This is a genomic window from Streptomyces sp. NPDC096013 (genome assembly GCF_044763565.1).
Classification (GTDB): domain Bacteria; phylum Actinomycetota; class Actinomycetes; order Streptomycetales; family Streptomycetaceae; genus Streptomyces.
Window position 1 is genome coordinate 488,582 of record NZ_JBIWGK010000002.1, and the last position, 19,158, is coordinate 507,739.

The 19,158-nt window shown below is 69.6% G+C and carries 15 protein-coding genes; 14 read left to right on the forward strand and 1 reads right to left on the reverse strand.

The window, feature by feature from the left end:
- Positions 1-15 precede the first annotated feature (15 nt).
- From ACIRB1_RS09695 to ACIRB1_RS09755, 13 genes are all read left to right on the forward strand, one after another.
- A complete protein-coding gene (locus ACIRB1_RS09695) occupies positions 16-1,536 on the forward strand; it encodes a UDP-N-acetylmuramoyl-L-alanyl-D-glutamate--2,6-diaminopimelate ligase (RefSeq protein ID WP_352183857.1) in 1,521 nt (506 codons plus the stop codon).
- A 4-nt stretch (positions 1,537-1,540) separates the two neighbouring features.
- Positions 1,541-2,956, forward strand: a complete 1,416-nt coding sequence (murF, locus tag ACIRB1_RS09700; RefSeq protein ID WP_403465171.1) for a UDP-N-acetylmuramoyl-tripeptide--D-alanyl-D-alanine ligase — start codon at positions 1,541-1,543, stop codon at positions 2,954-2,956.
- Positions 2,953-4,026 carry a phospho-N-acetylmuramoyl-pentapeptide-transferase gene (gene mraY / locus ACIRB1_RS09705; protein WP_352183683.1) on the forward strand — a complete coding sequence of 358 codons (1,074 nt, stop codon included), beginning with the start codon at positions 2,953-2,955 and terminating at the stop codon, positions 4,024-4,026. Before murF ends, mraY begins: the two co-directional genes overlap by 4 nt.
- Positions 4,008-5,441 carry a UDP-N-acetylmuramoyl-L-alanine--D-glutamate ligase gene (gene murD / locus ACIRB1_RS09710; RefSeq protein ID WP_403465172.1) on the forward strand — a complete coding sequence of 478 codons (1,434 nt, stop codon included), beginning with the start codon at positions 4,008-4,010 and terminating at the stop codon, positions 5,439-5,441. The genes mraY and murD overlap by 19 nt, the downstream gene beginning before the upstream one ends.
- 21 nt (positions 5,442-5,462) lie before the next feature.
- Complete coding sequence (gene ftsW, locus ACIRB1_RS09715) at positions 5,463-6,830, forward strand: putative lipid II flippase FtsW (RefSeq protein WP_352183685.1); 1,368 nt, start codon at positions 5,463-5,465, stop codon at positions 6,828-6,830.
- 6 nt (positions 6,831-6,836) lie between these two features.
- Positions 6,837-7,928, forward strand: a complete 1,092-nt coding sequence (gene murG, locus ACIRB1_RS09720) for an undecaprenyldiphospho-muramoylpentapeptide beta-N-acetylglucosaminyltransferase (RefSeq protein ID WP_033284460.1) — start codon at positions 6,837-6,839, stop codon at positions 7,926-7,928.
- Between the two features lie 25 nt (positions 7,929-7,953).
- On the forward strand, positions 7,954-8,748 hold the full coding sequence (locus tag ACIRB1_RS09725) for an FtsQ-type POTRA domain-containing protein (protein WP_352183686.1): 795 nt from the start codon (positions 7,954-7,956) through the stop codon (positions 8,746-8,748).
- Between the two features lie 277 nt (positions 8,749-9,025).
- Positions 9,026-10,213 carry a cell division protein FtsZ gene (gene ftsZ / locus ACIRB1_RS09730; RefSeq protein WP_352183687.1) on the forward strand — a complete coding sequence of 396 codons (1,188 nt, stop codon included), beginning with the start codon at positions 9,026-9,028 and terminating at the stop codon, positions 10,211-10,213.
- Complete coding sequence (gene pgeF, locus ACIRB1_RS09735; protein WP_352183688.1) at positions 10,210-10,938, forward strand: peptidoglycan editing factor PgeF; 729 nt, start codon at positions 10,210-10,212, stop codon at positions 10,936-10,938. The genes ftsZ and pgeF overlap by 4 nt, the downstream gene beginning before the upstream one ends.
- Before the next feature lie 6 nt (positions 10,939-10,944).
- Entirely contained in the window at positions 10,945-11,664 is a 720-nt protein-coding gene (locus ACIRB1_RS09740; protein WP_352183689.1) for a YggS family pyridoxal phosphate-dependent enzyme, read from the forward strand.
- A 128-nt stretch (positions 11,665-11,792) separates the two neighbouring features.
- Complete coding sequence (locus ACIRB1_RS09745) at positions 11,793-12,434, forward strand: cell division protein SepF (protein WP_266767779.1); 642 nt, start codon at positions 11,793-11,795, stop codon at positions 12,432-12,434.
- Positions 12,435-12,484: 50 nt separating this feature from the next.
- Positions 12,485-12,775: a YggT family protein gene (locus ACIRB1_RS09750; protein ID WP_019062316.1), complete on the forward strand. Its 291-nt coding sequence runs from the start codon at positions 12,485-12,487 to the stop codon at positions 12,773-12,775.
- Between the two features lie 52 nt (positions 12,776-12,827).
- On the forward strand, positions 12,828-14,054 hold the full coding sequence (locus ACIRB1_RS09755) for a DivIVA domain-containing protein (RefSeq protein WP_352183690.1): 1,227 nt from the start codon (positions 12,828-12,830) through the stop codon (positions 14,052-14,054).
- Between the two features lie 220 nt (positions 14,055-14,274).
- Here the strand turns inward: ACIRB1_RS09755 and ileS are convergent, their stop codons facing one another.
- The gene (gene ileS / locus ACIRB1_RS09760) at positions 14,275-17,412 is read right to left on the reverse strand and encodes an isoleucine--tRNA ligase (RefSeq protein WP_403465173.1); all 3,138 of its coding nucleotides are present in this window, start codon (positions 17,410-17,412) and stop codon (positions 14,275-14,277) included.
- A gap of 606 nt (positions 17,413-18,018) precedes the next feature.
- On the opposite strand from ileS, the gene ACIRB1_RS09765 reads away from it, so the two are divergent.
- Positions 18,019-19,140 carry a TraR/DksA C4-type zinc finger protein gene (locus ACIRB1_RS09765; protein WP_403465174.1) on the forward strand — a complete coding sequence of 374 codons (1,122 nt, stop codon included), beginning with the start codon at positions 18,019-18,021 and terminating at the stop codon, positions 19,138-19,140.
- Positions 19,141-19,158 lie beyond the last annotated feature (18 nt).

The window sequence follows — 19,158 nt, forward strand, 5'->3', positions numbered from 1 at the left end:
CAGAAGGGCGCATCCGTGACATATCCGGGGCCGCCCAGGCCGGCGCAGCTCTCCGCCACATCCCTCGCGGAACTCGCCGACGAACTGGGCACAGCCGCGCCGACGACGAGCGCCGAGGTCACGGGCATCACCCATGACTCGCGCGCCGTCCGTCCCGGCGACCTCTACGCCGCGCTGCCCGGCGCCCGCCTGCACGGCGCCGACTTCGCCACCCAGGCGGCCGGCCTCGGTGCCGTCGCCGTCCTGACGGACCCGGCCGGCGCCGACCGCGCGGCAGCAACAGGCCTGCCCGTCCTGGTCGTAGAGAATCCGCGCGGGCAGATGGGCGAGCTGGCGGCCACGATCTACGGCCACCCCGGCCACGATCTGCTCCAGATCGGGATCACCGGCACCTCCGGCAAGACCACGACGGCGTACCTCGTGGAGGGCGGCCTGAGAACCGTCCGGTCCACCGGTCTGATCGGCACGGTCGAGACGCGCATCGGCGACGAGCGCATCAAGTCGGAGCGCACCACCCCCGAAGCCACCGATCTCCAGGCCCTGTTCGCGGTCATGCTGGAGCGCGGGGTCGACGCGGTCGCCATGGAGGTCTCCAGCCACGCGCTGGTCCTCGGCCGGGTCGACGCCTGCGTCTTCGACATCGCGGTCTTCACCAACCTCAGCCCGGAACACATGGAGTTCCACTCGGGCATGGAGGACTACTTCCAGGCCAAGGCGCAGCTGTTCACCCCGCTGCGCAGCCGCCAGGGAGTGGTCAACCTCGACGACGAGTACGGCCGCAGGCTCGTCGCCGAGGCCACGGTGCCCGTCACCACCTACTCCGCCGAGGGCCACCCGGACGCCGACTGGCGCGCCGAGGACGTCGAAGTCGGCCCGATGGACTCGACGTTCACCGCGGTCGGCCCCAAGGGCGAGCGGATCACGGCCCGTTCGCCGCTCGCCGGCTCCTTCAACGTGGCCAACACCCTCGCCGCGATCGCCGCCCTGGCCACCGCGGGCCTCGACCCGCAGCTCGCCGCCGACGGCATCGCCGCCGTGCCGGGCGTGCCGGGCCGGCTGGAGCGCGTGGACGCCGGACAGCCGTATCTCGCGGTCGTCGACTACGCCCACAAGACGGACGCCGTCGAATCGGTTCTCCGCGCGCTGCGCAAGGTCACCGAGGGCAAGGTGCACGTCGTGCTCGGCTGCGGCGGGGACCGCGACAGGACGAAACGCGAGCCCATGGGCGCCGCCGTCGCCCGGCTCGCCGACACCGCCGTACTGACCTCCGACAACCCCCGCTCCGAGGACCCCCTCGCGATCCTCGCGACGATGCTCCAGGGCGCCGCCTCGGTGCCCGCGCACGAGCGCGGCGAGGTCCAGGTCTTCGAGGACCGGGCCGCCGCCATCGCCGCCGCCGTCGCCCGCGCACAGCCGGGCGACACCGTGCTGGTCGCGGGCAAGGGCCACGAGCAGGGCCAGGACATCGCCGGAGTGGTCCGTCCCTTCGACGACCGCCAGGTGCTTCGCGAAGCTATCCAGAAGACCCAGGGATGAACTTGTGATCGCCCTCTCCCTCGCCGAGATCGCAGAAGTCGTCGGCGGGCAGACGCACGACATACCGGATCCGTCCGTCCAGGTCACCGGCCCGGTGGTCCGCGACTCCAGGGAAGTGCAGCCAGGCAGCCTCTTCGTCGCCTTCGTCGGCGAGCGCGTCGACGGCCACGACTTCGCGGAAGCGGTCGTGGAGGCGGGCGCGACGGCCCTGCTGGCGTCCCGCCCGGTCGGCGTCCCCGCGATCGTCGTGGACGACGTCCAGAGCGCCCTGGGCGCCCTCGCCCGCCATGTCGTACGACGCCTCGGCGCGACGCTCGTGGCCCTCACCGGCTCGGCGGGCAAGACCAGCACCAAGGACCTCATCGCGCAGGTGCTCTCGCGCAAGGCGCCCACGGTGTTCACGCCGGGATCGTTCAACAACGAGATCGGGCTGCCGCTGACCGCGCTGAGCGCCACCGACGAGACGAGGTTCCTCGTCCTGGAGATGGGCGCCCGCGGCATCGGTCACATCCGCTATCTGACGGATCTGACGCCCCCGAGGATCGGCCTCGTCCTCAACGTCGGCACCGCCCACATCGGCGAGTTCGGCGGCCGCGAACAGATCGCGCAGGCAAAGGGCGAACTCGTGGAGGCGCTCCCTCCGGCCGAGGACGGCGGTGCCGCGATCCTCAACGCGGACGATCCGCTCGTACGGGCCATGGCCTCCCGTACGAAGGCGAAGGTGATCCTTTTCGGAGAGTCCGGCGAAGCGGACGTTCGGGCCGAGAACGTGAGACTCACGGACAGCGGACAGCCCGCCTTCAGCCTTCACACACCCTCCGGGTGCAGCGAAGTGACCATGCGCCTGTACGGTGAGCACCACGTGTCGAACGCGCTCGCCGCGGCCGCCGTCGCCCATGAGCTGGGCATGTCCGCAGACGAGATCGCCACCGCGCTCTCCGAGGCGGGCTCCCTCTCCCGCTGGCGGATGGAGGTCACCGAGCGACCGGACGGCGTGACCATCGTCAACGACGCCTACAACGCGAACCCCGAGTCCATGCGAGCCGCCTTGCGCGCGCTCGCGGCCATGGGCAAGGGACGCAGGACGTGGGCGGTGCTCGGCAAGATGGCCGAGCTCGGGGACGAGGCGCTCGCCGAGCACGACGCGGTCGGACGGCTGGCCGTCCGGCTCAATGTCGGCAAGCTCGTCGCGGTCGGGGGCAGGGAAGCGTCCTGGCTGCAACTGGGCGCATATAACGAGGGTTCGTGGGGTGAGGAGTCGGTGCACGTGTCCGACGCACAGGCGGCGGTCGACCTGTTGCGCAGCGAGTTGCGCCCGGGAGACGTCGTTCTCGTGAAGGCGTCCCGGTCGGTCGGGCTCGAGAGCGTGGCGCAGGCGCTCATCGAGACCGGTGCCGAGGGTGAGGTTGCCGCCCGATGATGAAGCAGATCCTGTTCTCAGGAGTCATCGGCCTGTTCCTGACCCTGGTGGGCACCCCGCTGCTGATCAAGCTGCTGGCCCGCAAGGGCTACGGCCAGTACATCCGTGACGACGGCCCGCGCGAGCACGCCAGCAAGCGCGGTACGCCGACGATGGGCGGTATCGCGTTCATCTTCGCGACGGTCGCCGCCTACTTCCTGTCCAAGGTCATCACCGGTTACACGCCGACCTATTCGGGTCTGCTGGTGCTCGGTCTGATGGTGGGCATGGGCCTGGTCGGCTTCCTGGACGACTACATCAAGATCGTCAAGCGCCGTTCGCTGGGCCTGCGGGCCAAGGCGAAGATGGCCGGCCAGCTGATCGTCGGCATCAGCTTCGCGGTGCTCGCCCTTCAGTTCCAGGACGCCCGCGGCAACACCCCGGCCTCGACGAAGCTGTCGTTCATCACGGACTTCGGCTGGAAGATCGGCCCGATCCTGTTCGTGATCTGGGCGCTGTTCATGATCCTCGCGATGTCGAACGGCGTGAACCTGACGGACGGTCTGGACGGTCTCGCCACCGGCGCCTCGGTGCTGGTCTTCGGTGCCTACACCTTCATCGGTGTCTGGCAGTTCCAGGAGTCCTGCGCCAACGCGCAGACCCTGACCAACCCGAACGCCTGCTACGAAGTGCGCGATCCGCTCGACCTCGCGGTCATCGCCTCCGCGCTGATGGGGGCCTGCCTGGGCTTCCTGTGGTGGAACACCTCGCCGGCCAAGATCTTCATGGGGGACACCGGTTCGCTGGCCCTCGGCGGTGTGCTGACGGGTCTGGCGATCCTCTCCCGCACCGAGCTGCTGGTCGCCATCATGGGTGGTCTCTTCGTCCTCATCACCATGTCGGTGGTCATCCAGGTCGGCTCGTTCAAACTCACCGGCAAGCGGGTCTTCCGAATGGCCCCGCTCCAGCACCACTTCGAACTCAAGGGCTGGTCCGAAGTGCTCGTGGTGGTCCGCTTCTGGATCATCCAGGGCATCTGCGTGATCGTCGGCCTGGGCCTCTTCTACGCGGGATGGGCAGCGGAAAAGTGACCGAAGGGCAGGGGCTCTCCTTCGAGGGCAAGCACGTCACCGTCGCCGGACTCGGAGTCTCCGGGATCCCGGCCGCCAAGGTCCTGCACGGACTCGGCGCGCTCGTCACGGTCGTCAACGACGGCGACGACGAGCGCTCCCGGGCCCAGGCCGCCGACCTGGAGGCGCTCGGCATCACCGTGCGCCTCGGCGACGGGGCGACCCTGCCCGAGGGCACCGAACTGATCGTCACCACCCCCGGCTGGCAGCCCGGCAAGCCGCTGTTCACTGCGGCCCGTGAGGCGGGCGTGCCGGTCTGGGGGGACGTGGAGCTCGCCTGGCGCCTGCGCGGCCCCGGGGCGGCCCCCTGGCTGGCCGTCACCGGCACCAACGGCAAGACCACCACCGTCCAGATGCTCGCCTCGATCCTGAAGGCGGGCGGCCTGCGCACGGCGGCGGTCGGCAACATCGGCGTCTCGGTCCTGGACGCCGTCCTCGGGGACGAGGAATACGACGTCCTCGCCGTCGAACTGTCGAGCTATCAGCTCCACTGGGCACCTTCGGTGCGCGCCCACTCCGCCGCCGTCCTGAACCTGGCGCCCGATCACCTCGACTGGCACGGCTCCATGGAGGCGTACGCCGCCGACAAGGGCCGTATCTACGAAGGCAATCAGGTCGCCTGCGTCTACAACGTCGCCGACAAGGCCACCGAGGACCTCGTCCGCGAGGCCGACGTCGAAGAGGGCTGCCGGGCGATCGGGTTCACCCTCGGAAGTCCCGCGCCCTCCCAACTCGGCGTCGTGGACGGCATCCTGGTGGACCGCGCCTTCGTCGAGGACCGGCAGAAGAACGCGCAGGAACTCGCCGAGGTCGCGGACGTCAACCCGCCGGCCCCCCACAACATCGCCAACGCCCTTGCCGCCGCTGCCCTCGCGCGCGCCTTCGGGGTGCCCGCCAAGGCCGTACGGGACGGGCTGCGGGCCTTCACGCCCGACGCGCACCGCATCGCGCACGTGGCCGATGTGGACGGCGTCGCGTACATCGACGACTCCAAGGCCACCAACACCCATGCGGCGGAAGCCTCGTTGGCGGCCTACGAGTCGATCGTGTGGATCGCCGGCGGACTCGCCAAGGGCGCCACCTTCGACGAGTTGGTCGCCAAGTCGGCCAAGCACCTCCGGGGCGTCGTGCTGATCGGCGCCGATCGCGCGCTGATCCGCGAAGCCCTCGCGCGACACGCGCCGGAAGTACCCGTCGTCGACCTCGACCGGACCGACACTGGGGCGATGCTCGCGGCTGTCCAGGAGGCACAGCGACTCGCCGCCGCCGGCGACACGGTGCTGCTGGCCCCGGCCTGCGCCTCCATGGACATGTTCGCCAACTACACCAAGCGCGGTGACGCGTTCGCCCAGGCGGTTCGCGAACTCGGCGCCTGACCGACGCAAGCGGAGGCGCTGATGCCCAGTAGCCGTACCGGCCGGCCGCCCGTGCAGCAGCGGCCCCCCCGACGTCCCGCCGCCGCCCGGACCGTACGCGACAACCCCGTACGACGGCTCTACGCCAACGCCCGCCGGGCCTGGGACCGGCCGCTGACCGCGTACTACCTGATCGCCGGCGGCAGCGTGCTGATCACCGTGCTCGGTCTGGTGATGGTCTACTCGGCCTCCCAGATCACGGCGCTCCAACTCTCCCTGCCCGGTTCGTACTTCTTCCGCAAACAGTTCCTCGCGGCCTGTATCGGCGGGGTCTTGGCGCTGGCCGCCTCGCGGATGCCGGTCAAGCTGCACCGGGCGCTGGCCTATCCGATCCTCGCGGGCGCCGTCTTCATGATGGCGCTGGTGCAGCTGCCGGGGATAGGGATGTCGGTCAACGGCAACCGCAACTGGATCTCGCTCGGCGGCTCCTTCCAGATCCAGCCCAGCGAGTTCGGCAAGCTGGCCCTCGTCCTGTGGGGCGCCGACCTGCTCGCCCGCAAGCAGGACAAGGCGATGCTGTCCCAGTGGAAGCACATGCTGGTGCCGCTGGTGCCGGTCGCGTTCATGCTGCTCGGGCTGATCATGCTCGGCGGCGACATGGGTACGGCGATCATCCTCACCGCGATCCTGTTCGGCCTGCTCTGGCTGGCCGGCGCTCCGACCCGGCTCTTCGTCGGCGTGCTGTCGGTCGCGGCCGCGATCGGTGTGATCCTCATCAAGACCAGCCCCAACCGCATGGCGCGGCTCGCCTGCATCGGCGCCACCGAGCCGAAGACCGGGGTCGCCGACTGCTGGCAGGCCGTGCACGGCATCTACGCGCTCGCGTCCGGCGGGATCTTCGGCTCCGGGCTCGGGGCGAGTGTGGAGAAATGGGGTCAACTCCCCGAGGCCCACACCGACTTCATCTTCGCCGTCACCGGTGAGGAACTGGGTCTGGCGGGCACACTGTCGGTGCTCGCCCTCTTCGCGGCTCTAGGCTATGCGGGTATCCGCGTGGCCGGACGCACGGAGGACCCCTTCGTGAGGTATGCCGCGGGAGGCGTGACCACCTGGATCACCGCTCAGGCGGTGATCAACATCGGTGCGGTGCTCGGCCTGCTGCCGATCGCCGGCGTCCCGCTCCCGCTGTTCTCCTACGGGGGTTCCGCCCTGCTGCCGACCATGTTCGCCATCGGGTTGCTGATCGCCTTCGCGCGCGACGACCCCGCTGCGCGGGCGGCGCTTGCGATGCGGCAACCCCGCTTTGGTAGAAAGCGGGGGGCCAGGGGTACCGGTTCCGGCCAACGGCCCCGGAGATGGAACACGATGCGACGGCGTGCCTCGGCGGCGCGTTCGTCCGGAGAGCGGTGAATTTCGGTGCATGTCGTACTCGCCGGTGGGGGGACCGCCGGCCACATCGAGCCGGCGCTCGCCCTCGCGGATGCCCTGCGCAGGCAGGACCCCACCGTGGGGATCACGGCCCTGGGCACGGAGCGCGGCCTTGAGACCCGTCTCGTACCCGAGCGGGGCTACGAACTCGCGCTGATCCCCGCCGTACCGCTGCCGCGCAAGCCCACCCCGGAACTGATCACGGTACCGGGCCGGCTGCGCGGCACGATCAAGGCCGCCGAGCAGATCCTGGAGCGCACCAAGGCGGACTGCGTCGTGGGCTTCGGCGGCTATGTGGCGCTGCCCGGCTATCTCGCGGCCAAGCGCCTCGGGGTGCCGATCGTGATCCACGAGGCCAACGCCAGGCCCGGGTTGGCCAACAAGATCGGCTCGCGGTACGCGGCCCGGGTCGCCGTCTCGACCCCGGACAGCAAGCTGCGGGACGCCCGCTACATCGGCATCCCGCTGCGCCGCACGATCGCCACCCTGGACCGCGCGGCCGTACGGCCCGAGGCCCGGGCCGCGTTCGGCCTCGACCCGAACCTGCCGACGCTGCTGGTCTCCGGCGGCTCGCAGGGCGCCCGGCACCTCAACGAGGTGGTCGAGCGGGTCGCGCCGTACCTCCAACAGGCCGGAATCCAGATCCTGCACGCGGTCGGCCCGAAGAACGAACTGCCGCAGGTGCACCAGATGCCGGGGATGCCCCCCTACATCCCGGTACCGTACGTGGACCGGATGGACCTCGCGTACGCCGCGGCCGACATGATGCTCTGCCGCGCGGGCGCGATGACCGTCGCCGAACTCTCCGCCGTCGGACTCCCGGCCGCCTACGTCCCGCTGCCCATCGGCAACGGCGAACAGCGGCTGAACGCCCAGCCGGTGGTCAAGGCCGGCGGCGGACTCCTGGTCGACGACGCGGAACTGACGCCCGAGTGGGTCCAGGGCAACGTCCTGCCCGTGCTCGCCGACCCGCACCGGCTGTACGAGATGTCGCGCGCGGCAAGCGAGTTCGGCCGCCGCGACGCCGACGACCTGCTCGTCGGCATGGTGTACGAGGCGATCGCCTCGCGGCACCGTTAGTCCTATGTGAGAGAGGCAGGGGAGCGTGGCCGGACCGAGCACCGCCGAGCGCGGTGAACGCCAACAGGAGTTGTCCGGCCCGCCCCTTGTCCGGCGCCTGGGACGAAGGCGCCTTCGTCTGATTGTCGTACTCGCCCTCGCCGCAGTCGTGTTGGGCGCCGTCGCGGTCTGGCTGCTCTACGGCTCGCCGTGGCTGCGGGTCGAGAAGGTGTCGGTCTCCGGCACGAAGGTCCTGACGCCGGAACAGGTGCGCGAAGCCGCCGACGTTCCGGTCGGCGGACCGCTCGTCTCGGTCGACACGGAAGCGATCGAAGCCCGACTCCGCAGTAAATTGCCCCGAATTGACGCGGTTGACGTAGTCCGTTCCTGGCCACACGGAATCGGGCTGAAAGTGACCGAACGCGTCCCGGTCCTGGTCGAGAAAAAGGGCGGAAACTTCGTCGAAGTGGACGCCGAGGGCGTGCGGTTCGCCACTGTTTCCACCCCGCCGAAGTCCATCCCCACCCTCGAATTGGCGCTCTCGCCATCGGGTTCGTCCGCGGCCGGCCTGCGCCGCTTCGGCGAGACCCGACTCGTCCGCGAGGCGGTACGGGTAGCGGGTGACATTCCGGCCGCGGTCGCCCGCACCACACAGGTCGTCAAGGTCCGTTCCTACGACGACATCTCGCTGGAGTTGACCGGTGGCCGGACCGTCGCATGGGGAAGCGGCGACAAGGGCGCCGCGAAGGCGCGTACGCTCACCGCTCTCATGAAAGCAGCTTCCGGCGCCCGGCACTTCGATGTCAGCGTTCCCACCGCCCCTGCGTCAGCCGGGAGTTGACGCACATTCGCGCAGGCCAGCACCCTGGTTGGGCAGCGCTACGGCTGATCACATAGGGTGAAAAGAAAAACGGGAGGTTCGGCGTGTTCGTTGAACGTGCGCCACTTGTCGACTTAGTGTCCTGTTCAGAAGACTTCAAGGAACGGACACACTGGTAACCCTAAACTTCAACGTTAGGGTTCGGGTCGGCGCTACGGACCGTCCCATTCGGCATCCGTCGTCGGGTCGCGGAACACCGCGACCGACGACACGTAACTCGAGGCGAGAGGCCTTCGACGTGGCAGCACCGCAGAACTACCTCGCAGTCATCAAAGTCATCGGTGTCGGCGGCGGTGGTGTCAATGCCATCAACCGGATGATCGAGGTCGGTCTCAAGGGCGTCGAGTTCATCGCCATCAACACCGACGCGCAGGCGCTGTTGATGAGCGACGCCGACGTCAAACTCGACGTCGGCCGCGAACTCACCCGCGGACTCGGCGCCGGCGCCAACCCGGCCGTCGGCCGCAAGGCCGCCGAGGATCACCGTGAGGAGATCGAGGAGGTCCTCAAGGGGGCCGACATGGTCTTCGTGACGGCCGGCGAGGGTGGCGGCACCGGCACCGGCGGCGCCCCCGTCGTGGCCAACATCGCGCGCTCCCTGGGCGCCCTCACGATCGGCGTGGTCACCCGCCCGTTCACCTTCGAGGGACGGCGCCGGGCGAACCAGGCGGAGGACGGCATCGCCGAACTCCGCGAAGAGGTCGACACCCTCATCGTCATCCCGAACGACCGGCTGCTGTCCATCTCGGACCGCCAGGTCTCGGTCCTCGACGCCTTCAAGTCGGCGGACCAGGTCCTGCTCTCCGGTGTGCAGGGCATCACCGATCTCATCACCACGCCCGGCCTGATCAACCTCGACTTCGCCGACGTCAAGTCCGTGATGTCCGAGGCCGGTTCGGCCCTCATGGGCATCGGCTCGGCCCGCGGCGACGACCGCGCGGTGGCGGCGGCCGAGATGGCGATCTCCTCGCCCCTTCTCGAAGCCTCCATCGACGGCGCCCGCGGCGTCCTGCTCTCCATCTCCGGCGGCTCCGACCTCGGCCTGTTCGAGATCAACGAAGCGGCCCAGCTGGTCAGCGAGGCCGCCCACCCCGAGGCCAACATCATCTTCGGAGCCGTCATCGACGACGCTCTCGGCGACGAGGTCCGGGTCACGGTCATCGCGGCCGGCTTCGACGGCGGCCAGCCGCCCACCCGCCGTGAGACGGGCTCGAGTTCGTCCTCGGCCCGCCGCGACGAGCCGACCCCGGCACGGCAGGAGAGCCGTCCGTCCTTCGGCTCGCTCGGCAGCGTCAAGCCCAAGGAGGAGCCGGAGCCGGCTCCGGAGCCGGTCGCCGACCTCCCGGTCGCCCCGCCGGTCCCGCCGTCGCGGACCTACTCGGACAGCGCCGCCGAGGAGCTGGACGTACCGGACTTCCTGAAGTGATAGGACAGCTCGACACCGTGAGCGGCGCGCACTTCGCCTTCACCGACAGGTGGGGCGGGGTGAGCGCCGTTCCGTACGAGGAGCTCAATCTCGGCGGCGCGGTCGGCGACGACCCCGACGCCGTGCGTACCAATCGTGAACTGGCCGCCAAGTCGCTGGGGCTGGACCCCGGCCTGGTGGTCTGGATGAACCAGGTGCACGGGGCCGATGTGGCGGTCGTCGAGGAGCCCTGGGGCGCCTCGGACATCCCCTCCGTCGACGCGCTCGTCACCGCCCGGCGCGGTCTCGCCCTCGCCGTGCTGACCGCCGACTGCACGCCGGTCCTGCTCGCCGACCCGGTCGCCGGGATCGCGGGCGCGGCCCACGCCGGACGCCCGGGCATGGTCGCCGGGGTCGTCCCCGCCGCCGTACGGGCCATGATCGAACTCGGCGCCGATCCCGCCCGGATCGTCGCCCGCACCGGACCCGCCGTCTGCGGCCGGTGCTACGAAGTGCCCGCCGAGATGCGGGCCGACGTCGCCGCGGTGGAACCGGCGGCGCACGCCGAGACGAGTTGGGGCACTCCCGCGGTCGACGTGACCGCCGGCGCACTCGCGCAACTCGACCGGCTCGGGGTGCGCGACCGGGAGCAGTCGCCGGTGTGCACCCGTGAATCGGACGACCACTTCTCGTACCGCCGCGACCGGACCACCGGGCGACTGGCGAGCTATGTCTGGCTGGACTGACGGGACATGACGGACCGCAGGGATGAACTCGCCGTAAATCTGGCGAAAGTCGAGGAGCGCATCACCGCCGCCTGTGCGGCGGCGGGGCGCAAGCGTGAAGAAGTGACCCTGATCGTGGTCACGAAGACCTATCCGGCGAGCGATGTGCGGATCTTGGCGGAGCTCGGTGTGCGTCATGTCGCCGAGAACCGGGACCAGGACGCCGCCCCGAAGGCCGCCGACTGTGCGGATCTGGCGCTGAGTTGGCACTTCGTCGGTCAGTTGCAGACCAACAAGGTGCGATCCGTGGTCGGTTACGCCGATGTCGTGCAGTCGGTCGACCGGGCCCGGCTCGTCACCGCGCTGTCGAAGGAGGCCGAGCGGACGGGACGCCAACTGGGCTGTCTCATCCAGGTCGCGCTCGACGCGGGAGTGAGCGGGCGGGGCGAGCGGGGTGGCGTGGCGCCGGGCGGCGTCGGGGAGTTGGCCGATCTCGTCGCCGGGGCTCCGGGGTTGCGGCTCGACGGACTGATGACCGTGGCGCCGCTCACCGGGGAGTACGCCGGACGCCAACAGGCGGCGTTCGGGCGGTTGATGGATTTGTCGACTGACCTGCGCCGAGCCCATCCGGCTGCGAACATGGTGTCCGCAGGGATGAGTGCGGACCTCGAACAGGCCGTGGCAGCCGGAGCGACACATGTGCGCGTCGGCACTGCGGTACTCGGCGTGCGCCCCAGGCTCGGGTAACGTCGCCAAGAAGTCGGACCACAGCAGAAAATATGGTCAATGCCGCCGAAGGCGGGCGTAACGACCTCGTGGATCGCGGGCACTTGGCAGTCGTCAGCCGATCCACCACAGAGCGGAGGACTCAGAGCATGGCCGGCGCGATGCGCAAGATGGCGGTCTACCTCGGCCTCGTGGAGGACGATGGGTACGACGGCCGGGGTTTCGACCCCGATGACGACTTCGAACCCGAACTGGACCCGGAGCCCGAGCGGGACCGTCGACGGCATGAGCCGTCGCACCAGTCACACAGCCCGCATCAGTCCCAAAGGGACGAACCGGTACGAGTGGTGCAGCCTCCGGCTCCTCGTGACCCTGTGTCCCATTCCGCTTCCCTGGGTACGGAATCAGGACGTCCGGCGCGTATCGCGCCCGTGGCATCCATCACACAAGAACGCCAGTCCCTGGAGAAGAACGCACCGGTGATCATGCCCAAGGTCGTGTCGGAACGAGAGCCTTACCGGATCACCACACTTCACCCCCGGACCTACAACGAGGCCCGTACCATCGGGGAACACTTCCGTGAAGGCACCCCGGTGATCATGAATCTGACTGAGATGGATGACACAGACGCGAAGCGACTTGTCGACTTTGCGGCCGGTTTGGTGTTTGGTCTTCACGGCAGCATCGAGCGGGTGACGCAGAAGGTGTTCCTGTTGTCGCCTGCTAACGTCGATGTCACGGCGGAGGACAAGGCCCGCATCGCAGAGGGCGGGTTCTTCAATCAGAGCTGAGACAGACAGCCGCTAGGAAGCACGGAACAGGGGAGAGGGAAAGACAGACCATGAGCGTGTTCGCGCAGGTGATCTACATCGCGCTGATGGTGTTCCTCATCGTGCTCATCTTCCGGTTGGTCATGGACTACGTCTTCCAGTTCGCCCGCTCATGGCAACCCGGCAAGGCGATGGTGGTCGTTCTGGAGGCCGCCTACACTGTCACCGATCCACCGTTGAAGCTTCTACGGCGGTTCATCCCGCCGTTGCGTCTCGGGGGCGTGGCGCTCGACCTGTCCTTCTTCGTCCTGATGATCATCGTCTACATCTTGATCTCTATCGTGGGCAATCTCGCGAGGTGACAGTGGACGATACGGTCTTGCCGACTGCCGATGACTACGTTGAGGTGAAGAGATGCCGTTGACCCCCGAGGACGTGCGGAACAAGCAGTTCACGACCGTCCGCCTCCGAGAAGGCTATGACGAGGACGAGGTCGATGCCTTCCTCGACGAGGTCGAAGCCGAACTGACCCGCCTGTTGCGGGAGAACGAGGATCTGCGCGCCAAGCTGGCCGCCGCCACGCGCGCGGCCGCGCAGAACCAACAGAACATGCGCAAGCCCCCCGAACAGGACCAGCAGCAGGGCGGCATGCAGCAAGGTGGCATGCAGCAGGGCGGCATGCAGCAGCAGGGGATGCCCCAGCAGGGCATGCCCCCGCAAGGCATGCGCGGTCCGGGCGCCCCGGTGCCCGCCGGCATATCGGGCCCGCCGCAGCAGCAGATGGGCGGCCCCATGGGCGGCCCGCCCCAGCTGCCGAGCGGTGCCCCGCAGTTGCCCGCCGGCCCCGGTGGCCAGGGCGGCCCGCAGGGCCAGGGTCCGATGGGCCAGGGCCCCATGGGTCAGGGTCCGATGGGCCAGGGCGGCCCGATGCAGGGCCAGATGCAGCAGATGGGCCAGGGCCCGATGCAGGGTCAGCCCCAGATGCAGCAGCAGATGGGCGGCCCCATGGGCGGTCCGATGGGCGGCATGCCGCAGCAGGGTCCCGGTGGCGACAGCGCCGCCCGTGTCCTCTCGCTGGCTCAGCAGACCGCCGACCAGGCGATCGCCGAGGCCCGTTCCGAGGCCAACAAGATCGTCGGCGAGGCCCGTTCGCGCGCCGAGGGTCTTGAGCGTGACGCCCGTGCCAAGGCCGACGCCCTGGAGCGGGACGCGCAGGAGAAGCACCGCGTCGCGATGGGCTCCCTGGAGTCCGCCCGCGCCACGCTGGAGCGCAAGGTCGAGGACCTGCGCGGCTTCGAGCGCGAGTACCGCACGCGTCTGAAGTCCTACCTCGAGTCCCAGCTGCGTCAGTTGGAGACCCAGGCCGACGACTCGCTGGCCCCGCCGCGCACTCCGGCGACCGCGTCGCTTCCGCCGTCCCCGGCGCCTTCCATGGCCCCGGCCGGCGCGAGCGCCCCGTCGTACGGCGGCAACCAGGGCATGGGCGGCCCGCCGCCCGCCGGTCCGTCCTACGGCGGCCAGCAGCAGATGTCCCCGGCCATGACCCAGCCGATGGCTCCGGTCCGGCCGCAGGGCCCGTCGCCGATGGGCCAGGCTCCCTCGCCGATGCGCGGGTTCCTGATCGACGAGGACGACAACTGACCGGCCTTTAGTACGCCTTGGGCGTCGGCAGCGTTCAAAAGGGCGGGGCCCCCGGATCATCCGGGGGCCCCGCCCTTTTGGTGTTCTGGTTCGCGCCCCGAGGGGCGCGGGGCTGTGACATGTCCGGCTCCGCCGCGCGGGCGCGACCGGCCACGGGCGGCCGGTCCTGAACGGACCGGCCGCACCCCGACGGCGCTCAACTGCTTGAGCGCGCCCAGCACTACGCCTTGTGCAGGCGGAACACCAGCGACAACCCCTCGTCCGTGAACGCCGGGCCGAAACTGTCGTCCGCCTCGCCCTGGGCGAAGTCCGTGGCGAGGACCTCGTCGGCGATCAGGGACGCGTGCTCGGACAGGGCCGCGATGACCGCCGGGTCGGTGGACGTCCAGCGCAGGGCGATCCGGTCGGCGACGTCCAGGCCGCTGTTCTTGCGGGACTCCTGGATCAGCCGGATCGCGTCACGGGCCAGGCCCGCCTGCCGCAGCTCCTCGGTGATCTCCAGGTCGAGGGCGACCGTCGCCCCCGAGTCGGAGGCCACGGACCAGCCCTCGCGCGGGGTCTCTGTGATGATCACCTCATCGGGAGCCAGCGTGATGGTCTCGCCGTCCACCTCGACGGTCGCCGTGCCCTCGCGCAGCGCCAGGGAGAGGGCAGCCGCGTCCGCGTTCGCCACCGCCTTGGCCACGTCCTGGACGCGCTTGCCGAACCGCTTGCCCAGGGCGCGGAAGTTGGCCTTCGCCGTGGTGTCGACCAGCGAGCCGCCGACCTCGCTCAGCGAGGCGAGCCCCTCGACGTTCAGCTCCTCCGTGATCTGCGCGTGCAGCTCCGGGTCCAGGGTGCCGAAGCCCGTGGCCGCGATCAGCGCGCGGGACAGCGGCTGACGCGTCTTGACGCCCGACTCCGCGCGCGTGGCCCGGCCCAGCTCCACCAGGCGCCGTACGAGGACCATCTGCTTCGACAGCTCGGGGTCGATGACGGAGAGGTCCGCCTCCGGCCACGAGGAGAGGTGGACGGACTCCGGGGCGTCCGGGGTCACCGGGACGATGAGGTCCTGCCAGACCCGCTCGGTGATGAACGGGGTCAGCGGGGCCATCAGCTGGGTGACCGTCTGGACGACCTCGTGCAGGGTGCGCAGCGCGGCCTTGTCGCCCTGCCAGAAGCGGCGGCGGGAGCGGCGGACGTACCAGTTCGACAGGTCGTCGACGAACGCCGAGAGGAGCTTGCCGGCGCGCTGGGTGTCGTAGGACTCCAGAGCCTGCGTCACCTGGTCGGTGAGGGCATGGAGTTCGGACAGCAGCCAGCGGTCCAGGACCGGGCGGTCGGCCGGGGCCGGGTCCGCCGCGCTGGGCGCCCAGTCGGACGTGCGGGCGTACAGGGCCTGGAAGGCGACCGTGTTCCAGTACGTCAGGAGGGTCTTGCGGACGACCTCCTGGATCGTGCCGTGACCCACGCGGCGGGCCGCCCAGGGGGAGCCGCCCGCGGCCATGAACCACCGCACCGCGTCCGCCCCGTGCTGGTCCATCAGCGGGATCGGCTGAAGGATGTTGCCCAGGTGCTTGGACATCTTGCGGCCGTCCTCGGCGAGGATGTGGCCGAGGCAGACGACGTTCTCGTACGACGACTTGTCGAAGACCAGGGTGCCGACCGCCATCAGCGTGTAGAACCAGCCGCGGGTCTGGTCGATCGCCTCGGAGATGAACTGCGCCGGGTAGCGGCTCTCGAACAACTCCTTGTTCTTGTACGGATATCCCCACTGCGCGAACGGCATCGAGCCCGAGTCGTACCAGGCGTCGATGACCTCGGGCACGCGCGTGGCCGTCTCGCCGCACTCGGGGCAGGCGAAGGTGACCGCGTCGATGAACGGGCGGTGCGGGTCGAGGGCCGACTGGTCGGTGCCCGTCAGCTCGGTCAGTTCCGCGCGGGAGCCCACCACGGTGAGGTGGTCGTCCTCGCAGCGCCAGATCGGGAGCGGGGTGCCCCAGTAGCGGCTGCGGGACAGCGCCCAGTCGATGTTGTTGTTCAGCCAGTCGCCGTACCGGCCGTGCTTGACGGTGTCCGGGAACCAGTTGGTGTTCTCGTTCTCCTCCAGAAGGCGGTCCTTGACGGCCGTGGTGCGGATGTACCAGGAGGGCTGCGCGTAGTACAGCAGCGCGGTGTGGCAGCGCCAGCAGTGCGGGTAACTGTGCTCGTACGGCACGTGCTTGAAGAGCAGGCCGCGGTCCCGGAGGTCCTCGGTGAGCTTTTCGTCGGCCTTCTTGAAGAAGACACCGCCCACGAGGGGGACGCTCTCCTCGAAGGTGCCGTTCGGGCGGACCGGGTTGACCACCGGGAGGCCGTACGCTCGGCAGACCTTGAGGTCGTCCTCGCCGAAGGCGGGGGACTGGTGGACCAGACCCGTGCCGTCCTCGGTCGTCACGTACTCCGCGTTCACCACGTAGTGGGCGGGCTCGGGGAACTCCACGAGCTCGAACGGACGTTGATACGTCCAGCGCTCCATCTCGGCGCCGGTGAAGGTCTCACCGGTGGTCTCCCAGCCCTCGCCGAGGGCCTTGGCGAGCAGCGGCTCGGCGACGACGAGCTGCTCCTCGCCGTTCGTCGCGACGACATAGGTGACCCCGGGGTGGGCGGCGACGGCCGTGTTGGACACCAGCGTCCAGGGGGTCGTCGTCCAGACCAGGAGTGCGGCACGGCCGGCCAGCGGACCGGAGGTGAGCGGGAAACGGACGTACACGGAGGGGTCGACGACCGTCTCGTAGCCCTGCGCCAGCTCGTGGTCCGAGAGGCCGGTCTGGTCGCGGGGGCACCAGGGGGCGACGCGGTAGTCCTGGACCAGCAGGCCCTTGTTGAAGATCTCCTTGAGCGACCACCAGACCGACTCGATGTACTCGGGGTCCATGGTGCGGTAGGCGTCGTCGAGGTCGACCCAGTAGCCCATGCGGGTCGTCAGCTCGGCGAAGGCGTCGGTGTGCCGGGTCACGGAGTCGCGGCACTTGGCGTTGAACTCGGCGATGCCGTACGCCTCGATGTCCTGCTTGTCGGTGAAGCCCAGCTCCTTCTCGACCGCCAGCTCCACCGGGAGGCCGTGGCAGTCCCAGCCGGCCTTGCGGCCCACGTGGTAGCCGCGCATGGTCCGGAAGCGGGGGAAGACGTCCTTGAAGACGCGCGCCTCGATGTGGTGGGCGCCCGGCATGCCGTTGGCCGTGGGCGGGCCCTCGTAGAACACCCACTCGGGGCGCCCCTCGGACTGGTCCAGGGTCTTGGCGAAGATCTTCTGCTCGCGCCAGAAGTCGAGCACGGCGTGCTCGAGCGCGGGCAGGTCGACCTGGGCGGGTACCTGGCGGTACGTCGGCGTTGTCATCAGCGAGCTTCCTCCGGCGGACTTTATGCCTTCCGTCCGGAGGGACGAGAGCTACGACTTTCCGTACGCCGTGTGCGGCGCGCTCCCGCGGTACCACCCTCCTTGGCTCCCCGGTGCGTCCCACGCACCAGTGAGCCCCCTCATTGGGGTCGCGATGCCGGGTCTACCGGCCGCTGCTGGGAGGCTGCGGCTTTCTTCCGGCGGCTCCGGGGTGATCTTCACGTCGCGCTCGCCCCCGGGCTTCCACCGTCCCCGGGTCGCTCTGGGCTGCGTACGCCGCTACTCGTCCCCATCCACGCTTCTCGCTCCGCCCAGTGTACGGGGCCGCACGGACAGCGGCCGACCGGATTTTCCGGGGCCCCGCCGGACGGCCTGCCGACCCTTCGTCCGACCCGAATGGCGGTGAACGCGCGTTCGGCGTTCGGGCTGTCTGACTCGGCGGATTACCCGGCGGGGAGCTGGGCACAACGCATGCAGGCTTGTCGCGCGAGGCCAGAAGGGTGGAGGAATCGGGCGGCGTGCCCCGTTGCCGCGGGACTCAAGTCGATTTATCGTCCCAGCACGATTCGCGTGCGTGATCACAAAATGTGAGAAGGGGCCGCGGCCATGGTGGCGAAGAAGACCGCAACGAAGAAGACCGCGGAGAAGAAGGCGGTCGCTACGAAGGCGGCTTCTTCGAAGAAGACGACCGGGGAAGGGGCCGGAAGACCGGGGGCCGCGAAGGCGGCGGCGATCAGGAAGAGCGCCGCGAAATCCACGGCCACGAAGAAGGCGGTCACGAAGGTGGCTGCCACTCCCAAGGCCACGGAGACGAAGAAGACGGCCGTGAAGAAGACCGTCCCTGAGAAGGCGGCCGCGAAGAAGACGGTCGCGAAGAAAGCGGCCGTGAAGAAAGCAGCTGTGAAGAAAACCGTCGCCCCGGAGAGTACGTCGGTGAAGAGCAGCCCTGCGAAGAGCATCACCGGCGCCAAGAGCGGTTCCACGAAGAGAGGGACGGGCACGAATAGCGCCACAGGCGCGACGAGCGCCGCCGCCACGAACAGCACCGCGGACACCAAACGCACCGCGGACATCAAAAGCACAACAGGCACCACACGCACGACAGGCACCAAAAGCACGACAGGCACCACACGCACCACGGCGACCAACAGCACGGCCGGCGGAAAGAAGAGCACGGCCGGCACGAAGAAGAGCGCGGCCAAGAAGGCGAAGGCAGGCGCGGCGCAGGCCGCGGAGCAGACGGGAGCCACGACGGTGGTTGCGAAGAAGACTCCTGGCACGGCCACGGCGGCGAAGCGGGCCGTTCCGAAGGCGCGGGTCGCGGCGGTGCCCGGTGACCTCGCGGTGCGCCCCGGAGAGGACCCCTGGACACCGGAGGAGGTCGAGGAGGCCCGTACGGAGCTTCAGTCCGAGGCCGCGCGGCTGAGCGAGGAGATCACGTCCACCGAGCGGGCCCTCGCCGGTCTGATGCGGGACTCCGGGGACGGCGCGGGCGACGACGACGCCGACACCGGCACCAAGAACATCACGCGCGAGAGCGAGATGGCGCTGGCCGCCAACGCGCGCGAGATGCTGATCCAGACCGAGCGCGCCCTGGGGAAGCTGGACGCCGGCACCTACGGCCTGTGCGAGAACTGCGGCAACCCGATCGGCAAGGCCCGCATGCAGGCCTTTCCCCGGGCCACCCTCTGCGTCGAGTGCAAGCAGAAGCAGGAACGCCGGTACTGAAGGCCCCGACAGGTGTGC